This is a genomic window from Paracoccus shandongensis (assembly GCF_017315735.1).
Taxonomy (GTDB): Bacteria; Pseudomonadota; Alphaproteobacteria; order Rhodobacterales; family Rhodobacteraceae; genus Paracoccus; species Paracoccus shandongensis.
The window spans coordinates 1-20,461 of record NZ_JAFLRK010000009.1 but is presented as its reverse complement, the minus strand read 5'-3'; the positions used below and the strand labels follow the sequence as shown (position 1 = coordinate 20,461).

The following is a 20,461-nucleotide window of genomic DNA, read 5'->3' as shown; positions in this document are numbered from 1 at the left end:
AGACCATGCTGAACGACGCCACCGACGCCCTGGCCCCCCTTCTGCCCGAGGGCGTGCTGCGAGAGATCGGCCCCGCCTATCTGGAAGAACCGCGCGGCCGCTACAAGGGCCGGGCCGGGCTGGTCGCCGCCCCCCGCACGCTGGATGAGGTCGCAGCCATCGTCCGCGCCTGCGCGGATGCGGGCGTGCCCATCGTCCCGCGTGGCGGCGGCACGGGGCTGGTGGGCGGCCAGGTGATGCCCGACGGCACGGTGCCGCTGCTGCTGTCGCTGGAACGCATGAACCGGATCCGCGCGGTCTATCCCGAGGAAGGCGTGATCGTGGCCGGGGCGGGGGCCACCCTGCAACAGGTCCGCGAGGCGGCGGCCCAGGTGGGGCGGCAGTTTCCGCTGGCGCTGGCCTCGGGCGGGACGGCGCAAGTGGGCGGCGTGCTGGCCACCAATGCGGGCGGGGTGAACGTGCTGCGCTATGGCAACGCCCGCGCCCTGTGCCTGGGGGTCGAGGCGGTCTTGCCGCAGGGCCAGGTCATGCATGACCTGAAGCGGCTGCGCAAGGACAACACCGGATACGACATCCGCGACCTGCTGATCGGGGCCGAAGGCACGCTGGGCATCATCACCGCCGCCTCGCTGGTGCTGGCCCCGGTGCCTGCGGAAATCGGCGTCGCCATGCTGGTGGTCGAATCGCCCGAAGCCGCGCTGACCCTGCTGTCGCTGGCCCAAGCGCGCATGGCCGGGGGCGTGACGGCCTTTGAACTGATCTCGGGGCAGGGGCTGCGCTTCCTGGACGCGGCCTTTCCCGACCTGCGCCAGCCCTTCGCCGACCGCCCCGACTGGCTGGTCCTGATCGAGGTCGGCCTGCCCTCCGGCCTGTCAGCGGATGACGCGCTTGAGGGCCTGTTCACCGAAGCGGCCGAAGCCGGTCTGGTCAGCGACGGCGTGATCGCGCAATCCGGCCAGCAGGCGGCGGACCTGTGGGCGATCCGCGAGACGATCCCCGACGCGAACCGCCACATCGGCGCCATCGCCAGCCACGACATCAGCCTGCCCCTGTCGGAAATCGCCCGCTTCATCCGCGATTGCAGCGCCATGCTGGCGGACAAGGCCGACCTGCGGATCAACTGCTTCGGCCACCTGGGCGACGGCAACCTGCATTTCAACCTGTTCCCGGTCGAGGGGAAGACGCGGGATGCCTATGACGCCATCCGTCGCCCCCTGTCCCGCGCGGTGCATGAGATGGTGGTGGCGCGGGGCGGATCGTTCTCGGCGGAACACGGGGTCGGGCGGCTGAAGGCGGCGGACCTGGCCGAATGGGGCGATCCCGCGCGGCTGGCCGCTATGCGCGCGATCAAGGACGCGCTGGACCCGGCGGGGATCATGAATCCGGGGGTTATTCTGGCGTAGGGTGGGTGCTTGCATGCACCGCTCTCAAGGCAATGGTGCGTGAAATCACGCACCCTACGCTTGCTTACGTCTGTCGTAGTAACAAGGACAGAAATGATAAGACTGAACGGCAAGGCAGGTGCTGTCGTATTATACGCGTTCCTGGCAGTCTGGTTGGCAGGCATGACCGCTGCCCTGTCTGCGGGGGCTTGTCGCGATCAGGATCGCACGCCGGGACGGCGGCTTGCTTATTGCAACATCACCATCATGGTCGGGAGTGTTTTTCCCGGCGAAGGCCCGAAGCGTTCCATGCTGTTTCTGGAAAGAGGAATCGTTCTGGCGAGGCTGGGACGGATCGACGACGCGCGAGCGGACATGACCGAGGCAATCCAACGTGCCGCCCGGAAAGAATTTTCGGATGATTTGGCTGATCTTCTTGATCAAGCGCGATCCGAAGAATTGCCTCGTGTCGGTGATCGCTGGATTGTGAGGCTGCTTGCAAGAGCCGAAAAAGAACAGGACAAGAGGGTTCGAGAGGCTTGGCAAGCGACGATTGAAGAATATGCCGGTCAGGCGAGATAACCGCAGAGCTGCCACAGTCGCCGTCAGCTTGTTACTCCCCATCGAACGCGCACAGCGCATGAACCTCATGCCCCAACCCCTCCAACACCTTCCGCCCACCCAGATCCGGCAGGTCGATCACGAAGGCGCAGCCCACCACCTTGGCCCCCAGCCTCTCGCACAGCGAAATTCCCGCCGCCGCTGTGCCGCCGGTGGCCAGCAGATCGTCCACGATCAGCACCCGCTCGCCAGGGCGCAAGGCGTCGTCATGGACCTCGACCACGGCCTCGCCGTATTCCAGTTGATAGGCTTGAGAAATCACCGCGCCGGGCAGCTTGCCCTTCTTGCGGATCGGGACAAAGCCGGTGGACAGTTGATGCGCCACGGCCCCGCCCAGGATGAAGCCGCGCGCCTCAAGCCCCACCACCTTGTCGATCCGCGCCCCCGCATAGGGGGCCAGCAGCTGGTCGATCGCAATGCGGAAACCGCGCGCATCGGCGAACAGCGTCGTCACGTCGCGGAACATGATCCCTTCATGCGGGAAATCGACGATGGTGCGGATATAGTCCTTGACGTTCAGGCTCATGCAGGGCGGTCCATCTGGAACAACTCGGTCACGGCGGCATAATCCTTGTAGCCGAGCCGCGCAATCCAGCCCCCCGCCGCGCGCGGATCGAACCGGCCATCCACCACGCAATCGTCGCGGATATGCACGCCCGTCACCACCCCGAAGACGACATAGTTCGCCTCGCCCGCAAGCGGCAGCACGCGGGTCATGCGGCATTCCAGCGCGGCGGCCGCGCCCGCCACGCGCGGGCAGGCGATGGTTTCGCATTCGGCGGCGGCGATGCCCGCCGCGTGGAACTCGCTGACGCCTGCGGGCAGGGGCGCGGACGAGGCGTTGACCTGGTCGCGCAGGTCGCCCGTGGCGATGTTGACGCAGAAGACCCCGCTTTCGATGATCTGCGCCACGCTGTCCTTGGTGCCGTTGCGGTCCGGCTTGGCGCTGGTGGACGCGAACATCACCTGCGGCGGAACATAGGCCACCGCGTTGAAAAAGGAGTAGGGCGCCAGGTTGTCGCCCGCCGCCCCGCGCGTGGAAATCCAGCCGATGGGGCGGGGCGCGACAAGGGCGTTGAAGGGGTTGTGGGGCAGCCCGTGGCCGGACTCGGGGCGGTAGAACATCGCGGGCCTCCTGGTTTCGCCGCGCCAACCTGCCATCAGCGGCACGGCCCCGCAATGGCCGGTGCCGGTTTCATCACCCGCATCCCCATGCTAAGGCCGCAAAAATCCGACAGGAGGCGCGATGTACGAGATCTGCCCCGAAACGCCCGCCGACGAGCCCGAGGTCGAGGCCCTTTACGACCTGTGCTTCGCGCCCGGGCGGACCGCGCTGTCCTCATACCGCCTGCGCGACGGCGTGCCCAAGGTGGCCGACCTGTGCCTGGTGCTGCGCGCGGACGGGATCCTGCTGGCCGCGATCCGCTTCTGGCCGGTGCGCGTGGCGGACCAGCCGGTGCTGCTGCTGGGCCCGATCGCGGTCCACCCGACCGCGCAGGGCGAAGGCCTGGGCGGCCTTCTGATGCGCGACAGCCTGGCGCGGGCCCGCACGCTGGGATGGGCGCGGGTGCTGCTGGTGGGGGACGCGCCCTATTACAGCCGCTTCGGATTTGCCAGGCTGGACGATGTGATCATGCCGCCGCCCACGAACCCCGACCGGGTGCTGGGACTGGAACTTCGCCCCGGGGCCTGGGTTGATGTGGCGGGGCCTGTGACGCGTGAAACCATGCCCGATGCGAACAGAATATCGCGCAGCACCAATGCCCTGCCGCCCTGTGTCACGGTCGGCCACCCACAAGAGGATACCGATGCCCACCAATCCGCAACTGGTGCTTCCGCCGATCAATGATCCCTCGGTCCATGCCCAGATCGACCGCCTGGCGCGGCGATACCTGGATGCCGGGGGCCTCGGGATGGAGATCATGTCGGTCGTCGGCAACAGCGCCGAGGGCCTGATCGAGAAGCTGCCTGGCTTCGTGCGCAGCCGCATGGACCGCATCACGCGGGCGGCGCTGAACCGGGCCTTTGCGGCGGCCACCGGCTCGCGGCGGCTGGTGCGCGACCGGGGGGACTGGTTCAACCGCATGGCCTCGACCGTCAGCGGGGCGGCGGGGGGCGTGGGGGGCTTTGCGGGCGCGATGATCGAGCTGCCCTTCACGATCACGCTCTTGCTGCGGGCCATGCTGGACATCGCGGTGGAACACGGGCTCGATCCCGACAGCGAGGAGGTGCGGATGGAATGCCTGCGCATCTTCGCCGCCGCCGGTCCCATGGCCGAGGATGACACGACCGACCTGGGCCTTCTGGCCGCGCGCATGTCGGTGACGGGCCAGACGGTGCAGGGCCTGATCAGCCGCGTGGCTCCGCGCCTGTCGGTGTCGATGGGGCAGAAGCTTGCCGCACAGGCCGCGCCGATCTTCGGGGCCGTGGTGGGCGCGTCGATCAACTATACCTTCGCGCGCTACTACCAGGAACTCGCCCGCGTCCATTTCGGCATCATGCGCCTGTCCCACGAAACCGGCATCCCCAAGGAAGCCCTGGTCGAGGCGCTGCGCCTCTCCATCGACCGCCTGGACCACCGCAAGGCCGCGCGCTGACCTGGCTCCCTGCATTGGACCTTAAATATCCCGGGGGCCCGGGGGCTGGCCCCCGGCATTCGCGGGACGCTAGTCTTCCTCGCCCGCCAGGGCCAGGTCGGCCACCGGCGCGTCCAGATCGTCCGTCCCCAACGGCGCCGACGGCCGCGCAAGCCGCGCCTTCGTCACCCACAGCAGCCGTTCCTGCGCGCGCGTGATGGCGACATAGGCCAGGCGCTTCCACAAGGGGATGCCCGCCTCGGTCCGGTTCGACCAGGCGGCGGCGCTGATGTCGGGGCCGAAGACCTGGACCGCGGGCCATTGCGACCCCTGCGACTTGTGGATCGTCACCGCCGCGCCGTGCAGGAAGGTCGCGCCCATGCGGGCGGCATAGGGGATGAAGGGCTCGTCCTCGTCGGGCAGTTCGATCTTGACGATGCTGGCGGCGGACAGGCGCGGATCCTCGGCCCCGATCACGTGCAGGCGGGAAAAGCCGGGCTTGCGGCCTGGCCCGAGGTAGACCACCTGCGCCCCTTTGATCAGCCCGCGCGCCTCCAGGTCGATGCGCTTCTTGCGGTGCTTCAGCGGCAGTTCCAGCCCGTCGCAGATCAAGGGCTCGCCCGGCAGCAGCGCGTCGCCCGGCGCGCCATAGGCCGCGCGGAAGGCATGGATCAGCCGGATGCGCGTGGCGTTGCGCCAGACCAGGACCGGGCTGCGGGCCATCAGGTCGCTTTCCACCCGTTCCGCCCAGACCACCCGGTCGTCGCGGCGGGCGGCGGCGCGGATCATGCTTTCGAAGCCGTCAAAGGACAGCGCGTCATCGGACAGCGCATGGGCCAGATCCAGGATCGGGCTGTCGTCGGCCTGGCGGTGGATGCGGTTCAGGATCAGGCGCTGCGAGGGGGCGAGCTTCTCGAACACCATCTCGCCCGACTGGCCCACGGGGGCAAGCTGCGCCGGATCGCCGAACAGGACCAGGATCGGGAAGATCTCGCGCAGATCCTCGAACTGCTTTTCGTCCAGCATGGACGCCTCGTCGATCAGCCCCACGTCCAGCGCATCCTCGCGCCGTTTCCAGCCGCGGATGAAGTCCGACCCGCGCAGCCCCGCAGCGGCCAGCGCGCCGGGGATGGACGTGTGCTGGTCATAGAACAGCTTGGCCCGGTCCAGGGCTGCATCCGTCATGCCTTCGACCGCAGGCCTGTCGCCGCTGCCGGTCAGCCATTCGGCCAGCTTTTCGTATTCGGGGTCATAGACGGGGGTATAAAGGATCCGGTGGATCGTCGTCGCGGGCACGCCGCGCATCCGCAGCACGAAAGCGGCCTTGTTCGTCGGCGCCAGGATCGCCACGCTGCGCCGGTCCTTGCGCCGGCGGCCTTCGTAATCGCCGCTGACGACCTCGACCCCCGCGCCGCGCAGGGCCTTGGTGATCTGCGAGAGCAGCAGCGTCTTGCCCGACCCGGCCTTGCCGATCACCGCCAGGACGCGGCCCTTGCCAGGCTGCGGAGGCTGCACCTCCTCGGCGATCAGGTCGATGCCGGCTTCGCCGAAGGCCTCGGCCAGGGCATCCCAGGCATCGGCCTGGTCGGGGGACAGGATTGGGGCGGGGACAGTCATGGCCCTCATCTAGCGCGCGGCGCGGCGATTGCCCATGCAACTTTTTCGCCACTCGTGCGTGTAGGGGGGTCAGCCGAAAGGAACGCCGATGATCGAGCTGTTCTTCGTCACCTGCCTGATTTCCGATCCGCAACGCTGCACCGAGCACAGCCTGTTGTTCGAACAGCAGAACGGATTGTTCACTTGCATGTTGTCGGGCCAGAACGAACTGGCCCGATGGGTGAACGCCCATCCGAACGACCATGTCGTCGAATGGAAATGCCGCCTGCCGAAGACAGGCGACACGCAGATTTGAACGCTTCCCGGCGGTTCAGCCGCGCCGGGCTTCCAGCGCATCCTCGAAGGTGCGCAGGCCGGTGGTCGGCGCCTGGACCAGCACGGCCATGTTGCCGGGCTTGTGCTGGTTCTTCATCATCTTCACATGGGCCTGCGGGATCTCGGCCCAGGGAAAGACCTCGGACATGCAGGGATCCAGGCGGCGTTCCAGCATCAGCTTGTTGGCCGCGGACGCCTGCTTCAGATGCGCGAAATGCGACCCCTGGATGCGCTTCTGGTGCATCCACAGGTAACGCACGTCGAAGGTGCAGTTGAAGCCCGTGGTGCCCGCGCAGATCACCACCATGCCGCCCTTCTTGCAGACAAAGGTGGAAACGGGGAAGGTCGCCTCGCCCGGGTGTTCAAAGACGATGTCGACGTTGTTGCCCTTGCCGGTGATGTCCCAGATGGCCTTGCCGAACTTGCGGACCTCGTTGAACCAGGCCTTGTATTCGGGCGTGTTCACGGTGGGCAACTGGCCCCAGCAGTTGAATTCCTTTCGGTTGATGACGCCCTTGGCGCCAAGGCCCATCACGAAGTCGCGCTTGTCTTCTTCGGAAATGACGCCGATGGCATTGCCGCCCGCCGCGTTGATCAGCTGGATCGCATAGGATCCAAGGCCCCCGGACGCGCCCCAGACCAGCACGTTCATGCCGGGCTTCAGCTCGTGCGGCTCGTGCCCGAACAGCATCCGGTAGGCGGTGGCCAGCGTCAGGGTATAGCAGGCCGATTCCTCCCATGTCAGGTGCTTGGGGCGCGGCATCAGCTGCTGGGACTGGACGCGGGTGAACTGGGCGAAGCTGCCGTCCGGGGTCTCGTATCCCCAGATGCGCTGCGTGGGCGAATACATCGGGTCGCCGCCGTTGCATTCCTCGTCGTCGCCGTCGTCCTGGTTGCAGTGGATGACGACCTCGTCGCCCACCTTCCAGCGTTTCACCTTGTCGCCCACCGCCCAGACGATCCCCGAGGCGTCGGATCCGGCGATGTGATAGGGCTGCTTGTGAACGTCGAACATGCTGATCGGCACGCCAAGCCCCGCCCAGATGCCGTTGTAGTTGACGCCCGCCGCCATCACCAGGACCAGCACCTCGTTGCTGTCGATGGACGGCGTCTCCACGACCTCAAGCTGCATGGCCTTGTCGGGTTCGCCCTGGCGTTCGCGCCGAATCGCCCAGGCGTGCATCCGGGCGGGCACATGGCCCAGGGGCGGCATCTCGCCAATGTCGTACAGGTCTTTGACGGGCGCGTCATAGGGGGCGATTGGAGTCGGGGAATCAAGGGCCATCATCTTCTCCTGCATCTGCTGCGGCGCAGAATCGCCGCGTTCTGATCCCCAGAGGTAAGGGATGATTGCGCAAGATTGCAACAACTGTGATGGCTGTTTAGTAATAAAATGTCCGAACGTCGTAGAATTGTGCCGCATCGCGGCGAATTGACGGCGCATGTTTGTTTCGGTATCGCTTAAGGGACCGAAAGATTATTGCGAGGCGCCGCATGGCCGACAAGGACAAACCCTGGCTGTTCCGCACCTATGCGGGTCATTCGACGGCCGAGAAATCGAACGCCCTGTATCGCGGCAACCTGGCCAAGGGGCAGACCGGCCTGTCGGTGGCCTTCGACCTGCCCACGCAGACCGGATACGACAGCGACCACGTCCTGGCGCGGGGCGAGGTGGGCAAGGTCGGCGTGCCCATCTGCCACCTGGGTGACATGCGCGCGCTGTTCGACGGAATCCCGCTGGAGCAGATGAACACCTCGATGACGATCAATGCCACCGCCCCGTGGCTGCTATCGCTCTATATCGCCGTGGCCGAGGAACAGGGGGCGGACATCGCGGCCTTGCAGGGCACGGTCCAGAACGACCTGATCAAGGAATACCTGTCGCGCGGCACCTATATCTGCCCGCCGAAGCCGTCCCTGGCGATGATCACGGACGTGGCGGCCTATACGCGGGAACATCTGCCCAAGTGGAACCCGATGAACGTCTGTTCCTATCACCTGCAGGAAGCCGGGGCGACGCCGCAGCAGGAACTGGCCTATGCCCTGGCGACCGCCATCGCCGTGCTGGACGACCTGAAGGGCAAGGTGCCACCGGAAAGCTTCCCGGAAATGGTCGGCCGCATCAGCTTCTTCGTGAACGCGGGCATCCGCTTTGTCACCGAGATGTGCAAGATGCGGGCGTTTACCGAGTTGTGGGACGAGATCACGCGCGACCGTTACGGCATCACGGACGAGAAATACCGCCGCTTCCGCTATGGCGTGCAGGTCAACAGCCTGGGACTGACCGAACAGCAGCCCGAAAACAACGTGTATCGCATCCTGCTGGAGATGCTGGCGGTCACGCTGTCGAAGAACGCCCGGGCCCGCGCCGTGCAGCTTCCCGCCTGGAACGAGGCGCTTGGCCTGCCGCGTCCCTGGGACCAGCAATGGTCGCTGCGGATGCAGCAGATCCTGGCCTATGAGACCGACCTGCTGGAATATGGCGACCTGTTCGACGGCAACCCGGTCATCGCCGCCAAGGTCGAGGAGTTGAAGGGGGGCGCGCGCGACGAATTGCGCCTGCTGGATCAGATGGGCGGGGCGATCGCCGCCATCGACTACATGAAGGGGCGGCTGGTCGAATCGAATGCCGAGCGGCTGAACCGGATCGAGACGAACGAAACCGTGGTGGTCGGCGTGAACCGCTGGCAACAGGGTGAGCCCTCGCCGCTGGTGGCGGGGGACGGCGGCATCATGGTCGTCGATCCGGCGGTGGAACAGGACCAGATCGCGCGGCTTCGCGCGTGGCGGCAGGCGCGCGACGAAGGCGCGGTGCAGCTTGCGCTTGGCGCCCTGCGCGATGCGGCGCGGCGGGGGGAAAACGTGATGCCCTGGTCCATCGCCGCCGCCAAGGCAGGGGCCACCACCGGCGAATGGGCGGGGGTGATGCGGGCGGTCCACGGCGAATATCGCGGCCCGACCGGGGTGTCGGCCAGCCCGTCCAACCGCACCGAGGGGCTGGAGGAGATCCGCGAGGCCGTCGATGCCGTCAGCGCCCGCCTGGGCCGCCGCCTGAAATTCGTGGTGGGCAAGCCGGGCCTGGACGGCCATTCCAACGGCGCCGAACAGATCGCCTTCCGCGCCCGCGACTGCGGCATGGACATCACCTATGAGGGGATCCGCCTGACACCAGAACAGATCGTGGCCCGCGCGGCCGAGGAAGACGCCCATGTCGTGGGCCTCTCGATCCTGTCGGGCAGCCACCTGCCGCTGATCGAGGATGTGATGGCCCGCATCCGCGCGGCGGGGCTGGCCCATGTCCCCGTGATCGTGGGCGGCATCATCCCCGACGACGACGCGGCCCGCCTGCGCGCCATGGGCGTGGCCCGCGTCTATACGCCCAAGGATTTCCAGCTGAACGCGATCATGATGGACATCGTGGCGCTGGTCGAGCCCAGCGTCGAGGCGGCATGACATGAACAAGGGGGCCAGATGGCCCCCTTTCCCGAGATGGAAACGGATGCGATCACATCGCCGGCATCAGAACGCCGTCGATCACATGGACGACGCCGTTGCCAGCAACCAGATCGGCGGCCGTGACGGTCACCGCATCGTTGATCCTGACCGTGCCGTCGGCCACTGTCAGGGTCAGGCGGCAGTTGCCCACCGTGGTCACTTCGGCAGAGCCGCCGCCCTGTTCGACCAGGGCGATCACGTCGGCCGCCATCGCCTTGGAGGCCAGGGCATGACAGCCCAGGATCGCCTTCAGGGTATCCTTGCTTTCCTCGGCCAGGGCCGCGTCGAGAGCGCCTTCGGGCAGGGCGGCAAAGGCCTCGTCAGTCGGGGCGAAGATCGTGAAAGGCCCTTCGCCGGACAGGGTTTCGGCCATGCCCGCCGCGACGACGGCAGATTCAAGAGTGGCATGATCGTCGGAATTCACGATGATATCGACCACCGTCGCGGGCGTGTCCTGGGCCAGGGCCACAGAACCCATCAGGGCGGCAGCGGCGGCAAATGTGGTGATTCCCGTCAAACGCATCGGCTCTCCTCCTTGTTGGACCGTTTGCGAAATCCGTAACGTGACAAGCGCGCCAGCCGGTTCAACGGATCACACGATCTTTATGCTGACCGCTTGCGGGATGCCGCCGATGTGAAAACGCCGCCCGAAGGGGCGGCGTTTCGCATTTCCAGGGCAGGGCCGATCAGAAGCCCAGGCCTGCGTATTTCGACTTGAACTTCGACACACGGCCGCCGGTGTCCATCAGCTTGGCCGAACCGCCGGTCCAGGCCGGATGCACGGTCGGGTCGATGTCCAGCGTCATGGTCTGGCCTTCCGAACCCCAGGTCGAGCGGGTCTGGTAGGTGGTGCCATCGGTCATCTTGATCTCGATGGTGTGGTAATCGGGATGGATGTCTTTTTTCATCGGATGACCCCTTATGCCTTCGCGTCGGACAGCGGACGATAGTTGGTTTTTTCCACGATCCGGGCCGACTTGCCGCGACGGTCGCGCAGGTAATACAGCTTGGCGCGGCGGACCTTGCCGCGGCGCACGACCTCGATCGAGTCGATGTTGGTCGAATAAAGCGGGAACACGCGTTCCACGCCTTCGCCGAAGCTGATCTTGCGCACGGTGAAGCTGGCCGCCAGCGTCGCGCCGCCCTTGCGGGAAATGCAGACGCCTTCATACATCTGCACGCGGGTGCGGGTGCCTTCGGTCACCTTATAGCCGACGCGCACGGTGTCGCCGGCCTTGAAATCCGGGATGGTCTTGCCGAGCGAGGCAATCTGCTCGGCTTCGAGTTCTGCGATCAGGTTCATCGCCTGGGTTCCTTGTCATGCTCGCGGTAGCCCCGCGATTGGTCTGATGCGCCCGAGAGCTGTCGGTCCTTTGCCGGGTCCATACCATCCTGGTATGCCCGCCACAGGTCGGGGCGGCGTTCCTTTGTCAGCCTTTCGGCCTCACCGGCCCGCCAACGCTGAATGGCCGCGTGATTGCCCGACAGCAGAACCTCGGGTATCTCGCGGCCTTCCCATTGGGCGGGCTTCGTGAACTGGGGGGCCTCAAGCAGCCCCCTGTTGCCGATGGAAAAGGATTCCTCGGCCAGAGAGTCGTGATTCCCCAGCACGCGCGGTATAAGGCGGACCGTCGCGTCGATCAAGACCTGAGCGGCGATCTCTCCGCCCGTCAGGACATAGTCGCCGATGCTGATTTCCTCGACATCATGGGCGTCCAGGACGCGCTGGTCCACCCCCTCGAAGCGACCGCAGATAAGCGTCACGCCATTGCCCTGCGCCAGATCGCGCGCCCGCGCTTGCGTCAGCGGCGCGCCGCGCGGGGACATGTAGATCACCGGGCGGGGCGGGCCTTGGCGGGCCTCGCGCAGGGCGGCGTCCATCACGTCGGCGCGGATCACCATGCCCGCGCCCCCGCCTGCGGGCGTGTCATCGACATTGCGGTGGCGGCCGATGCCGAAGTCGCGCAGGGGGATGGTGCGCAGGTTCCACAAGCCCTGCGCCAGGGCCTTGCCGGTCAGCGACAGGCCCAGGATGCCGGGAAAGGCCTCGGGGAACAGGGTGACGATGCTGGCGGTCCAGGCGCCCTGCACCTGCGGTTCCGCCATCAGTTCGCGCGGGCGCAGGCTGGGGGTGACGGACAGGCGGCCGTGGGATTTCATCGCGCGCACTCTCTGTCTGCCAAGGATGCCTCTCGCAGCAAGGCGCGCTTGGCGTCCGCAAGCGCCTTATCACCCAGGTCGCTGCGGTTCAGCGCGACCAGCCGGTCGGTCACCTCGGGCGCAGGGGCGCGGTTTTCATGACCAACCGGCTGCAACGACGCCTGTTCGGCTGCCGACAGCGGCAGGAAGGTCATGAAAGGCTGCGCAAGGCCATGGGGGGCGGTCGCCAGATCGGCCATGTCGTGCAGGCGGATGTCCAGATCGGGCAGGGCGCGGGCCAGCGTGGTCAGCGTGGTGTCGGTCCCGTGCGCGGCCAGCCGGGCGACAAAGCTGTCGCGGTCCTCGGCAAGGCGGACGGCGGACGGCTTGCGGGCCAGGTGGGCGTGGATGCTGACGGCCCAATCCTGCGTGCCGCGTGTCGTCAGCAGCAGCGTCGGCCGCAGCGGCTGCGGCAGGGCGCGCAGCGCCTCGCACCACAGATGCAGCAGCGCCGGGGCATGGGGATAAGGGTCGCGGCCGTCGGCCTGCGGCATTCGACCCAGCAGGTTTTCGTTGCTGACGATCAGATCGCGGCCGGACAGGTCCAGACCGGCCAGCAGCCCGGCGATGTCTTCCGCAATCCCCTGCTTGACCTTGTCATCGTCCAGCATGTGCAGGTGCCAAACCCAACGCGCCAGTTCGGAGGTCTGCTGCGGCAGCAGGATCGCCGCATGACGGCGCAGCACCCCATGGTTGCGGCGCAGGAAACCCTGCATGCTGGTGGTTCCGGTCTTGTGGAACCCAAGATGCAGCAGCGCCCGCCTCATTCGTCAGAGGCCGGGGGATCGGCCACGATGCGGCGCGCGGTCAGGTCCACGGTCGGCACCACGGCGCGCGTGAAGGGCAGCAGCAGCACGTCCTTGCCGCCCACGACCTCCAGGATGTCGCCCGCGCCATGGTCGAAGATCGCGCGGACCCGGCCCAGGACCGCGCCGCCGGTATCGACGACCTCCAGCCCGATCAGGTCGGCGTGATAGAATTCATCGTCGGGCAGCGAGGGCAGGGCGGTGCGCGGCGCCCAGAGGGTGACGCCCTTCAAGGCCTCGGCATCCTCGCGCGTGGCCACGCCCGACAGGCGCGCGCCAAGGCCGCCGGTGACAGGGCGGGTCAGTTTCACGGTGAAACTGCGCTTGCCGTCCTCGGTCGTCAGGGGGGTGTATCTGGCGATGTCGGCCGGTTCGGCGCAGAAGCTTTTCAGCCGCACCTCGCCCCCGACCCCGAAGGCCCCGGCGATCGCGCCCACGCAGATGCGGTCTTGTGACATGCGGTTCCCTTGACGGAAAAGGGCGGGGTTGCCCCCGCCCGATCGGATCACTCGGCTTCGGCCGGGGCGGCGGCTTTCGCGGCCTTTTCGGCGGCGCGGGCGGTCGCTTTCTTGCCCGGCTCGGCCTTCTTCATGTTGGCGCGGGTGGCCTTTTCACGGACGCCAGCGGCTTCCAGGAAGCGGGCCACGCGGTCGGTCGGCTGCGCGCCCTGGTCCAGCCAATGCTTGGCACGGTCCAGATCCAGCTTGATGCGGTCTTCGCTGTCCTTGGCCAGCAGCGGGTTGTAGGTGCCCAGCTTTTCCAGGAAGCGGCCGTCGCGCGGCATCCGCGAATCGGACACGACGATGGCGTAATGCGGGCGCTTCTTGCTGCCGCCACGGGCCAGACGGATTTTCGTTGCCATTGGGTTTCTCCTTCGTAATGGCGGGTTTGGCGGGAATCCCGCCGTCAGGATTGAAAGGTTTCGTGGTGCCGGATCACTTCGGCGATCACGAAGTTCAGGAATTTGCGCGCGAATTCCGGGTCGAGGTCGGCCTCGCGCGCGAGGCGTTCCAGCCGCTCGATCTGCTGCGCTTCACGCGCGGGATCGGACGGCGGAAGATCGTGTTCGGCCTTAAGGCGGCCGACGGATTGGGTGTGCTTGAAGCGTTCGGCCAGCGTATAGACCAGGATCGCGTCCAGCCGGTCGATGCTGGCGCGGTGGTCGCGCAGAAGCGCGGCGGCGCGGGCGGTGGGATCGGTCACGGCGTCCATCATTTCTTCCCGAACAGGCCCGACAAGCCGCCGGGCAGCCCGGCCTTGCCCAGTTGGCCGCCCAGGCCGCGCGGATCCTGCAGCATCTTCTGCGCCTCGGCCATCTTGGCGGGGTCGAAGTTTTCCAGGTCGGGCAGCCCGCCGCCCTTGCCGGTCATGGCGCGCATGGCCTGCTTCAGCATCCCGCCCTTGCCCATCTTGCCCAGCTTCTTCATCGTGTCGGCCATCTGCTTCTGCATCTTCAGAAGCTTGTTCAGGTCCGACACGTCCATGCCCGCGCCCGCCGCGATCCGTTTCTTGCGGCTGGCCTGCAGCATGTCGGGATTGGCGCGTTCCTTTTTCGTCATGGAATTGATCAGCGCGATCTGCCGGGCGATGGCGCGGTCGTCCATGCCGGCGGCCTCGGCCTGCTTGGCCATCTTGGCCATGCCGGGCATCATGCCCATGATGGACTGCATCCCGCCCATCTTCTGCATCTGTTCAAGCTGGCCCTTGAGGTCGTTCATGTTGAACAGCCCCTTCTGGAACCGCTTCATCATGCGCTCGGCCTGCTCGACCTCCAGCACCTGCTGGGCCTTCTCGACCAGGGCCACGATGTCGCCCATGCCCAGGATCCGGCCCGCGACGCGCTGCGCGTCAAAGGTTTCCAGCGCGTCCATCTTTTCGCCAAGACCCACGAAGCGGATCGGCTTGCCGGTGATCGCGCGCATCGACAGCGCCGCGCCGCCGCGACCGTCGCCGTCCATCCGGGTCAGCACCACGCCGGATACGCCGACCTTCGCGTCGAACTCGGTCGCGACGTTCACGGCGTCCTGGCCGGTCAGGCCATCGACCACCAGCAGGGTTTCGCGCGGCTGCGCGATGTCGCGGACGGCCTGGACCTCGTCCATCAGCGCCTGGTCGATGTGCAGGCGGCCGGCGGTGTCCAGCATCACCACGTCATAGCCGCCAAGCGCGGCCTGCTGTTTCGCACGCTGCGCGATCTGCGGGGCGGTCTGGCCCGGCACGATGGGCAGGGTATCGACGCCGATCTGGCTTCCCAGGATCGCCAGCTGCTCCATCGCGGCGGGGCGGTTGGTGTCAAGGCTGGCCATCAGCACGCGCTTCTTCTCGCGTTCTTTCAGGCGCAGGGCGAGTTTCGCGGTGGTGGTGGTCTTGCCCGAGCCCTGCAACCCGACCATCAGGATCGGCGCGGGCGGGTTGTCGATGCGCAGGGCGTCGGGCGCGTCCTCGCCCTGCAAGACCTTGATCAGCTCGTCATGGACGATCTTGACGACCTGCTGGCCCGGCGTGATCGACTTGGTGACGGCCGATCCGGTGGCCTTGGACGTGACGGCCTTCACGAAGTTGCGCGCCACCGGCAGGGACACGTCGGCTTCCAGCAGGGCCACGCGGACCTCGCGCATGGCGGCGGTCACGTCATCCTCGGTCAGGGCGCCCTGCTTGGTCAGCCGGTCGAAGACGCCGCCCAAACGGTCGGAAAGGTTCTCGAACATCGCCGGGCCTCCTTCGGTCCAAAACAGTGCAGCCCCCGTGGGCGCGACGCGCTGACGGGGGGCGATCCCCGCGACAGACGGGGACCGGAAGGGACAGTCCTTCCGGGAATCCAGAGGCTGATACGAAAAAACGGCCCGCGAGTCAACGCGGGCCGTGACACTCGTTACATCGCGCGTCGTTTCAGGCAGCCAGCTTGTCCAGCGCGTCCTGCGCGCGGGCCAGCCCTGCTTCGCGGTCCATGGCCAGCCGGTCGGCGGCCACGAAGTCCACGTCGGTGATGCCCATGAAGCCCAGCATGTGGCGCAGATAGGCGGATGCGAAGTCCACATCCGACCCGATCGGCGTGCCCGCCGCGCTATAGGCGATAAGGGCGCGCTTGCCCTTCAGCAGCCCTTCCGGGCCCTCGGCGGTATAGCGGAAGGATTTTCCGGCGCGCGCGATCTGGTCCAGCCAGTTCTTCAACTGCGCGGTCAGCGTGAAGTTATAGATCGGCAGCCCGATCACCAGCACGTCAGCGGCCTGAACCTCGGCCAGGTAGGCGTCCGAGGTGGCGATCAGGCGCTGCTGGTCGGCGGTCGGGTTTTCGGGCGCCAGGCGGATGGCCTTGAACCAGTCGGTATCGATGGGGGGCACGCCTTCGTTCAGGTCGCGATAGGTCACGGTCGCCTCGGGATTCGCGGCGGTCAGTTTCGCCACGATGTCGGCGGTCAGCTTGCGCGAAACCGAGGCCTCGCCGGTGATGGCGCTGTCGATGTGCAGGATGTTCATGGGTCTGGTCCGTTCAAGTCGGTGCGTTGAGGGTGATTTAGGGCTAGGCCCCGGCGAACGGAATGGCGATAAACGCGCATCATCTGTGCGGGGATGCACATGAATTTTGACAGTTGGGATGATCTTCGCATCGCGCTGGCCGTGGCGCGCCACGGCACCGTCAGCGCGGCGGCCGATACCCTGGGCGTCCACCACGCCACCGTGATCCGCCGCATCGACGGGCTGGAGGCGCAGCTTGGCGTCAAGCTGTTCCAGCGCCATCCGCGCGGCTATGCCCTGACGGAAGCCGGGCAGGCCATGCTGAAGGTCGCGGGCGAGGCCGACGAGCGATTCGCCCAGCTGGCGGCCCGGATCGCGGGGGGCGGCGACCGGATCGAGGGGGAACTGGTTGTCACGTCCTTGCCCGAACTGGCGGACGTGGTCATGCCCCGGCTGATCCGGCTGATGCGGCAGCATCCGGGGCTGCGGCTGAACTATGTCACCGACACGCGCCTGTTCCGCCTGGACGCCGGAGAGGCGCATGTGGCGATCCGCGCGGGCAGCCAGCCGACCGAGCCCGATTATGTCGTCCGCTCGATGGGCACGATGCGCCACCCCGTCTATGCCGCGCCCGAATACATCGCCGCGCATGGCGCGGTGACGGACATCGCGGGGCATTCCCTGGCGCTCATGGGTCCGCAGGCGCGCAACGCGCCGCTGATGCGCTGGCTGCAGGGCAGGATCGACCCGGGCCAGATCGTGCTGACCGCCAGCGACGAATCCGCGCGCGAGGCGGTGATCCGCGCGGGCCTTGCCATCGGGCCGCTGTCGCCCTCGCGCGCCGAGGGGCTGGTCGAGGTCATGGCCCTGCCCGAATGGGAATCGCGGCTGTGGCTGGTCACGCATGTGGACCTGCACCGTTCGCCCAAGGTGCAGGCGGCGGTCGCAGCCCTGCGGGGCGAGTGACCCCTTCACAGTCTGCAAGCCATCCGCCAAGGTGCGCCGCAAGGAGGAACCCGCCATGACCCATCCCATCAGCCGCTTCGCCGTGCCCGATCTTGCCAGCCTGCCGCAGGACATGCAGGACGCCATCGCCAAGGTGGCGGAAAAATCGGGCTTCGTGCCCAACGTCTTTCTGGCGCTGGCCCACCGGCCCGACGAATTCCGCGCCTTCTTCGCCTATCACGCGGCGCTGATGGACAAGGACAGCGGCCTGACCAAGGCGGAACGCGAGATGATCGTGGTGGCCGTCAGCGGCATCAACAACTGCCAGTATTGCGTGGTGGCCCATGGCGCGATCCTGCGCATCCGCGCCAGGGATCCGCTGATCGCTGACCAGGTGGCGATCAACTGGCGCAAGGCGGATCTGACGGATCGGCAGCGCGCCATGCTGGCCTATGCCGAAAAGGTGACGGTCGCGGCCCATCAGATCGGAGACGCCGACCATCAGGCACTGCGCGATGCAGGCTTTGACGCCGACGAGATCTGGGACATCGGCGCCATCGCGGCCTTTTTCGGCATGTCGAACCGCATGGCCAATGCGGGCGATTTCCGCGCCAATGACGAATTCTACATGCTGGGCCGCGCGTGACGCGGGCGGATGCCCTGCGTGGCCATGCGGCCATGCTGCTGTTCTCGGCCCTGGTCGCGGGGTCGTTCTCGCTGGGGGTGCGGGCCGCGAACCTGATCGACCCGGCGGCGATCACGGTGGCGCGCTTCCTTATCGCGGCGGGCGTCCTGGCCGGGATCGCTGTCCTTGTGCCCGGCCGGGGCAGGCCGCGCGGGTTGCTGGAGGCGCCGTGGCGGTATCTGCTGCTGGGCGGAGCCTTCGCGGGCTATTTCGTGCTGATGTTCGAGGGGCTGAAGACCGCCCCCGCCGTCGCCGCCAGCGCGGTCTTCACCCTGACGCCGGTCATGGCGGCGGGGTTCGGCTGGCTTCTGCTGCGCCAGCGGATGACCGGGCATCTGGCGGCGGCGCTGGCCCTGGGCGGGGCGGGGGCGCTGTGGGTGATCTTTCGCGGCGATCCCGCCGCCCTGATGCGGCTGGAGATCGGGCGGGGCGAGGCGATCTATGTCGTCGGCTGCGCGCTGCACGCCCTTTACACGCCACTGGTCCGCAGGCTGAACCGGGGCGAGGGGCCACTGATCTCCTCCCTCGGGACGCTGGTCGCGGGCGGGATGCTGACGGCCATCTGGGGATGGGGCGCGCTGACCGCGACGGCCTGGGGGCAACTGCCCGCCATCGTCTGGATCACCATCTTCTATGTCGCGGTCTTTGCCAGCGCCATCACCACCATGCTGGTGCAATATGCGGCGCTGCGCCTGCCTTCGGCCAAGGTGATGGCCTATACCTATCTGACGCCGCTCTGGGTGATCGGGCTGGAAGCTGCTTTGGGCAAGGGGCTGCCCGGTATCGTGATTCTGCCCGGCATCCTGGCCACGCTGGGGGCGCTGGCGCTGTTGCTGAAATCGGACGAACCGGCGCGCGGCCCCGTCCGCACGACCTGACCCGCGCGGCGGCGCTTTTCTTCGCCCCGGGGCCCCTTTAGGCTTCGCCCCGGACAAGGGACGGCAAGGGGCGGCTTCGTGGCGCATATCATCGTTGTGGGCAACGAAAAGGGGGGATCGGGGAAATCCACCACCTCGATGCATGTGGCGACCGCCCTGGTCCGCATGGGTCATCGCGTGGGCGGGCTGGATCTGGACGTGCGCCAGCGCAGCTTTGGCCGGTACCTGGAAAACCGCGCCCATTTCGCCGCGCGAGAGGGGCTGGACCTGCCCATGCCCGTGATCGGCACCCTGGGCGAGGGCGGCGATCCCCTGACGCCCGCGCTGACCGCGCTGGAAGCCGAGTGCGACTTCATCCTGCTGGACTGTCCCGGTTCGCATACCCGGCTTTCCCAGATGGCGCATACGCTGGCCGACACGCTGGTCACGCCGATGAACGACAGCTTCGTCGATTTCGACCTGCTGGCCCGCCTTTCGCCCGAGGGCAGGATCCTCGGCCCGTCCATCTATGCCGAAATGGTCTGGTCCGCGCGGCAGATGCGCGCGCAGGCGGGGGCGGGGCCGATCGACTGGCTGGTCCTGCGCAACCGCCTGGGCACGCAGGCCATGCACAACAAGCGCAAGGTCGGCGGCGCGCTGGAAACGCTGTCGAAACGCATCGGTTTCCGCGTGGCGCCGGGCTTTTCCGAACGCGTGATCTTCCGCGAACTGTTCCCGCGCGGGCTGACCCTGCTGGACCTGAAGGACATCGGCACCGAACAGCTGTCCATGTCCAACATCGCCGCGCGTCAGGAACTGCGCGACCTAGTGGCCGAACTGAACCTGCCGGGCGTTTCGGTCAACTTCTAGGCAAGGCCCACGCGCGCGTTGTTGCCGCAGGGTTCAGCACCTATGTTGCTGTCCAAGTCATCATGGCAGGCCCGTTTCATGCGCTTTCTGTCCGTTCTTGTTGCCGCACTGGCCTTGCCGCTGGCCGCCGGGGCCAACGAACCCGCCACCGCCTCGGAAGCGCCTGCCCGGGTCGCCCCCTCCGTCACCGTGGAACCCGCCGTCCGGGCCGAGGTCCAGGCCCGCGTCCCCGTCTCCGGCACCATCGTCGCCCGGTCCGAGGTGCAGGTTTTTCCCCAGGTCTCGGGCTATGAGATCACCGAGATCCTGGCCGAGGCGGGCGACAGTGTGGCCAAGGGCCAGGTGCTGGCCCGGCTGTCCACGGAAACGCTGTCCGCGCTGCTGGAACAGGCCCGCGCGGAATATTTGCGGGCCGAGGCGGGCGTGGGCCAGGCGCAAAGCACCATCGACAGCGCCCAGGCGTCGCTGACGCAGGCGCGGACGACCCTGCAGCGCGTGCAGCGGCTGCGCGAGGCGGGCACAGCGTCGCAATCCGCGCTGGACGATGCCGTCGCGGCCGAGGCGAATGCCCGCGCGCAGGCCGCATCCGCCGCCGACGGGCTGGCCGTGGCCCGCGCCGCCCTGGCCCAGGCCGAGG

The 20,461-nt window shown here is 67.3% G+C and carries 24 protein-coding genes and 1 pseudogene; 11 read left to right on the top strand and 14 right to left on the bottom strand.

Going from position 1 to position 20,461, the window contains the following annotated elements; genetic code table 11:
• Window positions 1-5 precede the first annotated feature (5 nt).
• Both JX613_RS08330 and JX613_RS08325 read left to right on the top strand, forming a co-directional pair.
• The gene (locus JX613_RS08330; protein ID WP_207101002.1) at window positions 6-1,403 is read left to right on the top strand and encodes an FAD-binding oxidoreductase; all 1,398 of its coding nucleotides are present in this window, start codon (window positions 6-8) and stop codon (window positions 1,401-1,403) included.
• A gap of 93 nt (window positions 1,404-1,496) precedes the next feature.
• Window positions 1,497-1,964, top strand: a complete 468-nt coding sequence (locus JX613_RS08325) for a hypothetical protein (RefSeq protein ID WP_207101001.1) — start codon at window positions 1,497-1,499, stop codon at window positions 1,962-1,964.
• A 31-nt stretch (window positions 1,965-1,995) separates the two neighbouring features.
• Here the strand turns inward: JX613_RS08325 and JX613_RS08320 are convergent, their stop codons facing one another.
• Both JX613_RS08320 and JX613_RS08315 read right to left on the bottom strand, forming a co-directional pair.
• A complete protein-coding gene (locus JX613_RS08320) occupies window positions 1,996-2,529 on the bottom strand; it encodes an adenine phosphoribosyltransferase (RefSeq protein WP_207101000.1) in 534 nt (177 codons plus the stop codon).
• Window positions 2,526-3,128, bottom strand: a complete 603-nt coding sequence (locus JX613_RS08315; RefSeq protein ID WP_207100999.1) for a flavin reductase family protein — start codon at window positions 3,126-3,128, stop codon at window positions 2,526-2,528. The genes JX613_RS08320 and JX613_RS08315 overlap by 4 nt, the downstream gene beginning before the upstream one ends.
• Window positions 3,129-3,249: 121 nt before the next feature.
• On the opposite strand from JX613_RS08315, the gene JX613_RS08310 reads away from it, so the two are divergent.
• Both JX613_RS08310 and JX613_RS08305 read left to right on the top strand, forming a co-directional pair.
• Window positions 3,250-3,852 carry a GNAT family N-acetyltransferase gene (locus tag JX613_RS08310; protein ID WP_207100998.1) on the top strand — a complete coding sequence of 201 codons (603 nt, stop codon included), beginning with the start codon at window positions 3,250-3,252 and terminating at the stop codon, window positions 3,850-3,852.
• The gene (locus JX613_RS08305) at window positions 3,812-4,600 is read left to right on the top strand and encodes an EcsC family protein (RefSeq protein WP_237168450.1); all 789 of its coding nucleotides are present in this window, start codon (window positions 3,812-3,814) and stop codon (window positions 4,598-4,600) included. The genes JX613_RS08310 and JX613_RS08305 overlap by 41 nt, the downstream gene beginning before the upstream one ends.
• 69 nt (window positions 4,601-4,669) lie before the next feature.
• Here the strand turns inward: JX613_RS08305 and JX613_RS08300 are convergent, their stop codons facing one another.
• Window positions 4,670-6,196, bottom strand: a complete 1,527-nt coding sequence (locus tag JX613_RS08300) for an ATP-dependent DNA helicase (RefSeq protein WP_207101075.1) — start codon at window positions 6,194-6,196, stop codon at window positions 4,670-4,672.
• An 88-nt stretch (window positions 6,197-6,284) separates the two neighbouring features.
• On the opposite strand from JX613_RS08300, the gene JX613_RS08295 reads away from it, so the two are divergent.
• The gene (locus JX613_RS08295) at window positions 6,285-6,491 is read left to right on the top strand and encodes a hypothetical protein (RefSeq protein ID WP_207100996.1); all 207 of its coding nucleotides are present in this window, start codon (window positions 6,285-6,287) and stop codon (window positions 6,489-6,491) included.
• A gap of 15 nt (window positions 6,492-6,506) precedes the next feature.
• Here JX613_RS08295 and ccrA read toward each other — a convergent pair whose 3' ends face one another.
• Window positions 6,507-7,796 carry a crotonyl-CoA carboxylase/reductase gene (gene ccrA / locus JX613_RS08290; RefSeq protein ID WP_207100995.1) on the bottom strand — a complete coding sequence of 430 codons (1,290 nt, stop codon included), beginning with the start codon at window positions 7,794-7,796 and terminating at the stop codon, window positions 6,507-6,509.
• A gap of 209 nt (window positions 7,797-8,005) precedes the next feature.
• Here ccrA and JX613_RS08285 point away from each other — a divergent pair, with 209 nt between their 5' ends.
• Window positions 8,006-9,964: a methylmalonyl-CoA mutase family protein gene (locus JX613_RS08285; protein ID WP_207100994.1), complete on the top strand. Its 1,959-nt coding sequence runs from the start codon at window positions 8,006-8,008 to the stop codon at window positions 9,962-9,964.
• A 52-nt stretch (window positions 9,965-10,016) separates the two neighbouring features.
• Here JX613_RS08285 and JX613_RS08280 read toward each other — a convergent pair whose 3' ends face one another.
• From JX613_RS08280 to JX613_RS08235, 10 genes are all read right to left on the bottom strand, one after another.
• A complete protein-coding gene (locus tag JX613_RS08280) occupies window positions 10,017-10,529 on the bottom strand; it encodes a fasciclin domain-containing protein (RefSeq protein WP_207100993.1) in 513 nt (170 codons plus the stop codon).
• 163 nt (window positions 10,530-10,692) lie between these two features.
• Window positions 10,693-10,914, bottom strand: a complete 222-nt coding sequence (gene rpmE / locus JX613_RS08275) for a 50S ribosomal protein L31 (RefSeq protein WP_207100992.1) — start codon at window positions 10,912-10,914, stop codon at window positions 10,693-10,695.
• 11 nt (window positions 10,915-10,925) lie between these two features.
• Window positions 10,926-11,309: a 50S ribosomal protein L19 gene (rplS, locus tag JX613_RS08270; protein ID WP_207100991.1), complete on the bottom strand. Its 384-nt coding sequence runs from the start codon at window positions 11,307-11,309 to the stop codon at window positions 10,926-10,928.
• Window positions 11,306-12,166 carry a tRNA (guanosine(37)-N1)-methyltransferase TrmD gene (gene trmD, locus JX613_RS08265; protein WP_207100990.1) on the bottom strand — a complete coding sequence of 287 codons (861 nt, stop codon included), beginning with the start codon at window positions 12,164-12,166 and terminating at the stop codon, window positions 11,306-11,308. The genes rplS and trmD overlap by 4 nt, the downstream gene beginning before the upstream one ends.
• Window positions 12,163-12,921, bottom strand: a complete 759-nt coding sequence (locus JX613_RS08260) for a hypothetical protein (RefSeq protein ID WP_207100989.1) — start codon at window positions 12,919-12,921, stop codon at window positions 12,163-12,165. Before JX613_RS08260 ends, trmD begins: the two co-directional genes overlap by 4 nt.
• A gap of 47 nt (window positions 12,922-12,968) precedes the next feature.
• Window positions 12,969-13,469, bottom strand: coding sequence for a ribosome maturation factor RimM (gene rimM / locus JX613_RS08255; protein WP_207100988.1), 501 nt, complete (start codon window positions 13,467-13,469; stop codon window positions 12,969-12,971).
• A 47-nt stretch (window positions 13,470-13,516) separates the two neighbouring features.
• Window positions 13,517-13,873, bottom strand: coding sequence for a 30S ribosomal protein S16 (gene rpsP, locus JX613_RS08250; RefSeq protein ID WP_207100987.1), 357 nt, complete (start codon window positions 13,871-13,873; stop codon window positions 13,517-13,519).
• A 44-nt stretch (window positions 13,874-13,917) separates the two neighbouring features.
• Entirely contained in the window at window positions 13,918-14,214 is a 297-nt protein-coding gene (locus JX613_RS08245) for a chorismate mutase (protein WP_419538827.1), read from the bottom strand.
• 8 nt (window positions 14,215-14,222) lie between these two features.
• Complete coding sequence (ffh, locus tag JX613_RS08240; RefSeq protein WP_207100985.1) at window positions 14,223-15,719, bottom strand: signal recognition particle protein; 1,497 nt, start codon at window positions 15,717-15,719, stop codon at window positions 14,223-14,225.
• Between the two features lie 181 nt (window positions 15,720-15,900).
• A complete protein-coding gene (locus JX613_RS08235) occupies window positions 15,901-16,488 on the bottom strand; it encodes an FMN-dependent NADH-azoreductase (protein ID WP_207100984.1) in 588 nt (195 codons plus the stop codon).
• Window positions 16,489-16,587: 99 nt separating this feature from the next.
• Between JX613_RS08235 and JX613_RS08230 the strand changes: the two genes are divergently transcribed.
• The 5 genes and pseudogenes from JX613_RS08230 to JX613_RS08210 all read left to right on the top strand — a co-directional run.
• The gene (locus JX613_RS08230) at window positions 16,588-17,433 is read left to right on the top strand and encodes a LysR family transcriptional regulator (protein ID WP_207100983.1); all 846 of its coding nucleotides are present in this window, start codon (window positions 16,588-16,590) and stop codon (window positions 17,431-17,433) included.
• Between the two features lie 55 nt (window positions 17,434-17,488).
• Window positions 17,489-18,058 (top strand): peroxidase-related enzyme, encoded by a 570-nt coding sequence (locus tag JX613_RS08225; RefSeq protein ID WP_207100982.1) that lies wholly within the window; start codon window positions 17,489-17,491, stop codon window positions 18,056-18,058.
• A 32-nt stretch (window positions 18,059-18,090) separates the two neighbouring features.
• On the top strand, window positions 18,091-18,975 hold the full coding sequence (locus tag JX613_RS08220) for a DMT family transporter (protein WP_207101074.1): 885 nt from the start codon (window positions 18,091-18,093) through the stop codon (window positions 18,973-18,975).
• Window positions 18,976-19,053: 78 nt separating this feature from the next.
• The gene (locus JX613_RS08215; protein ID WP_207100981.1) at window positions 19,054-19,824 is read left to right on the top strand and encodes a division plane positioning ATPase MipZ; all 771 of its coding nucleotides are present in this window, start codon (window positions 19,054-19,056) and stop codon (window positions 19,822-19,824) included.
• Between the two features lie 78 nt (window positions 19,825-19,902).
• Window positions 19,903-20,461, top strand: a pseudogene (locus tag JX613_RS08210) (efflux RND transporter periplasmic adaptor subunit); the annotation flags it as partial.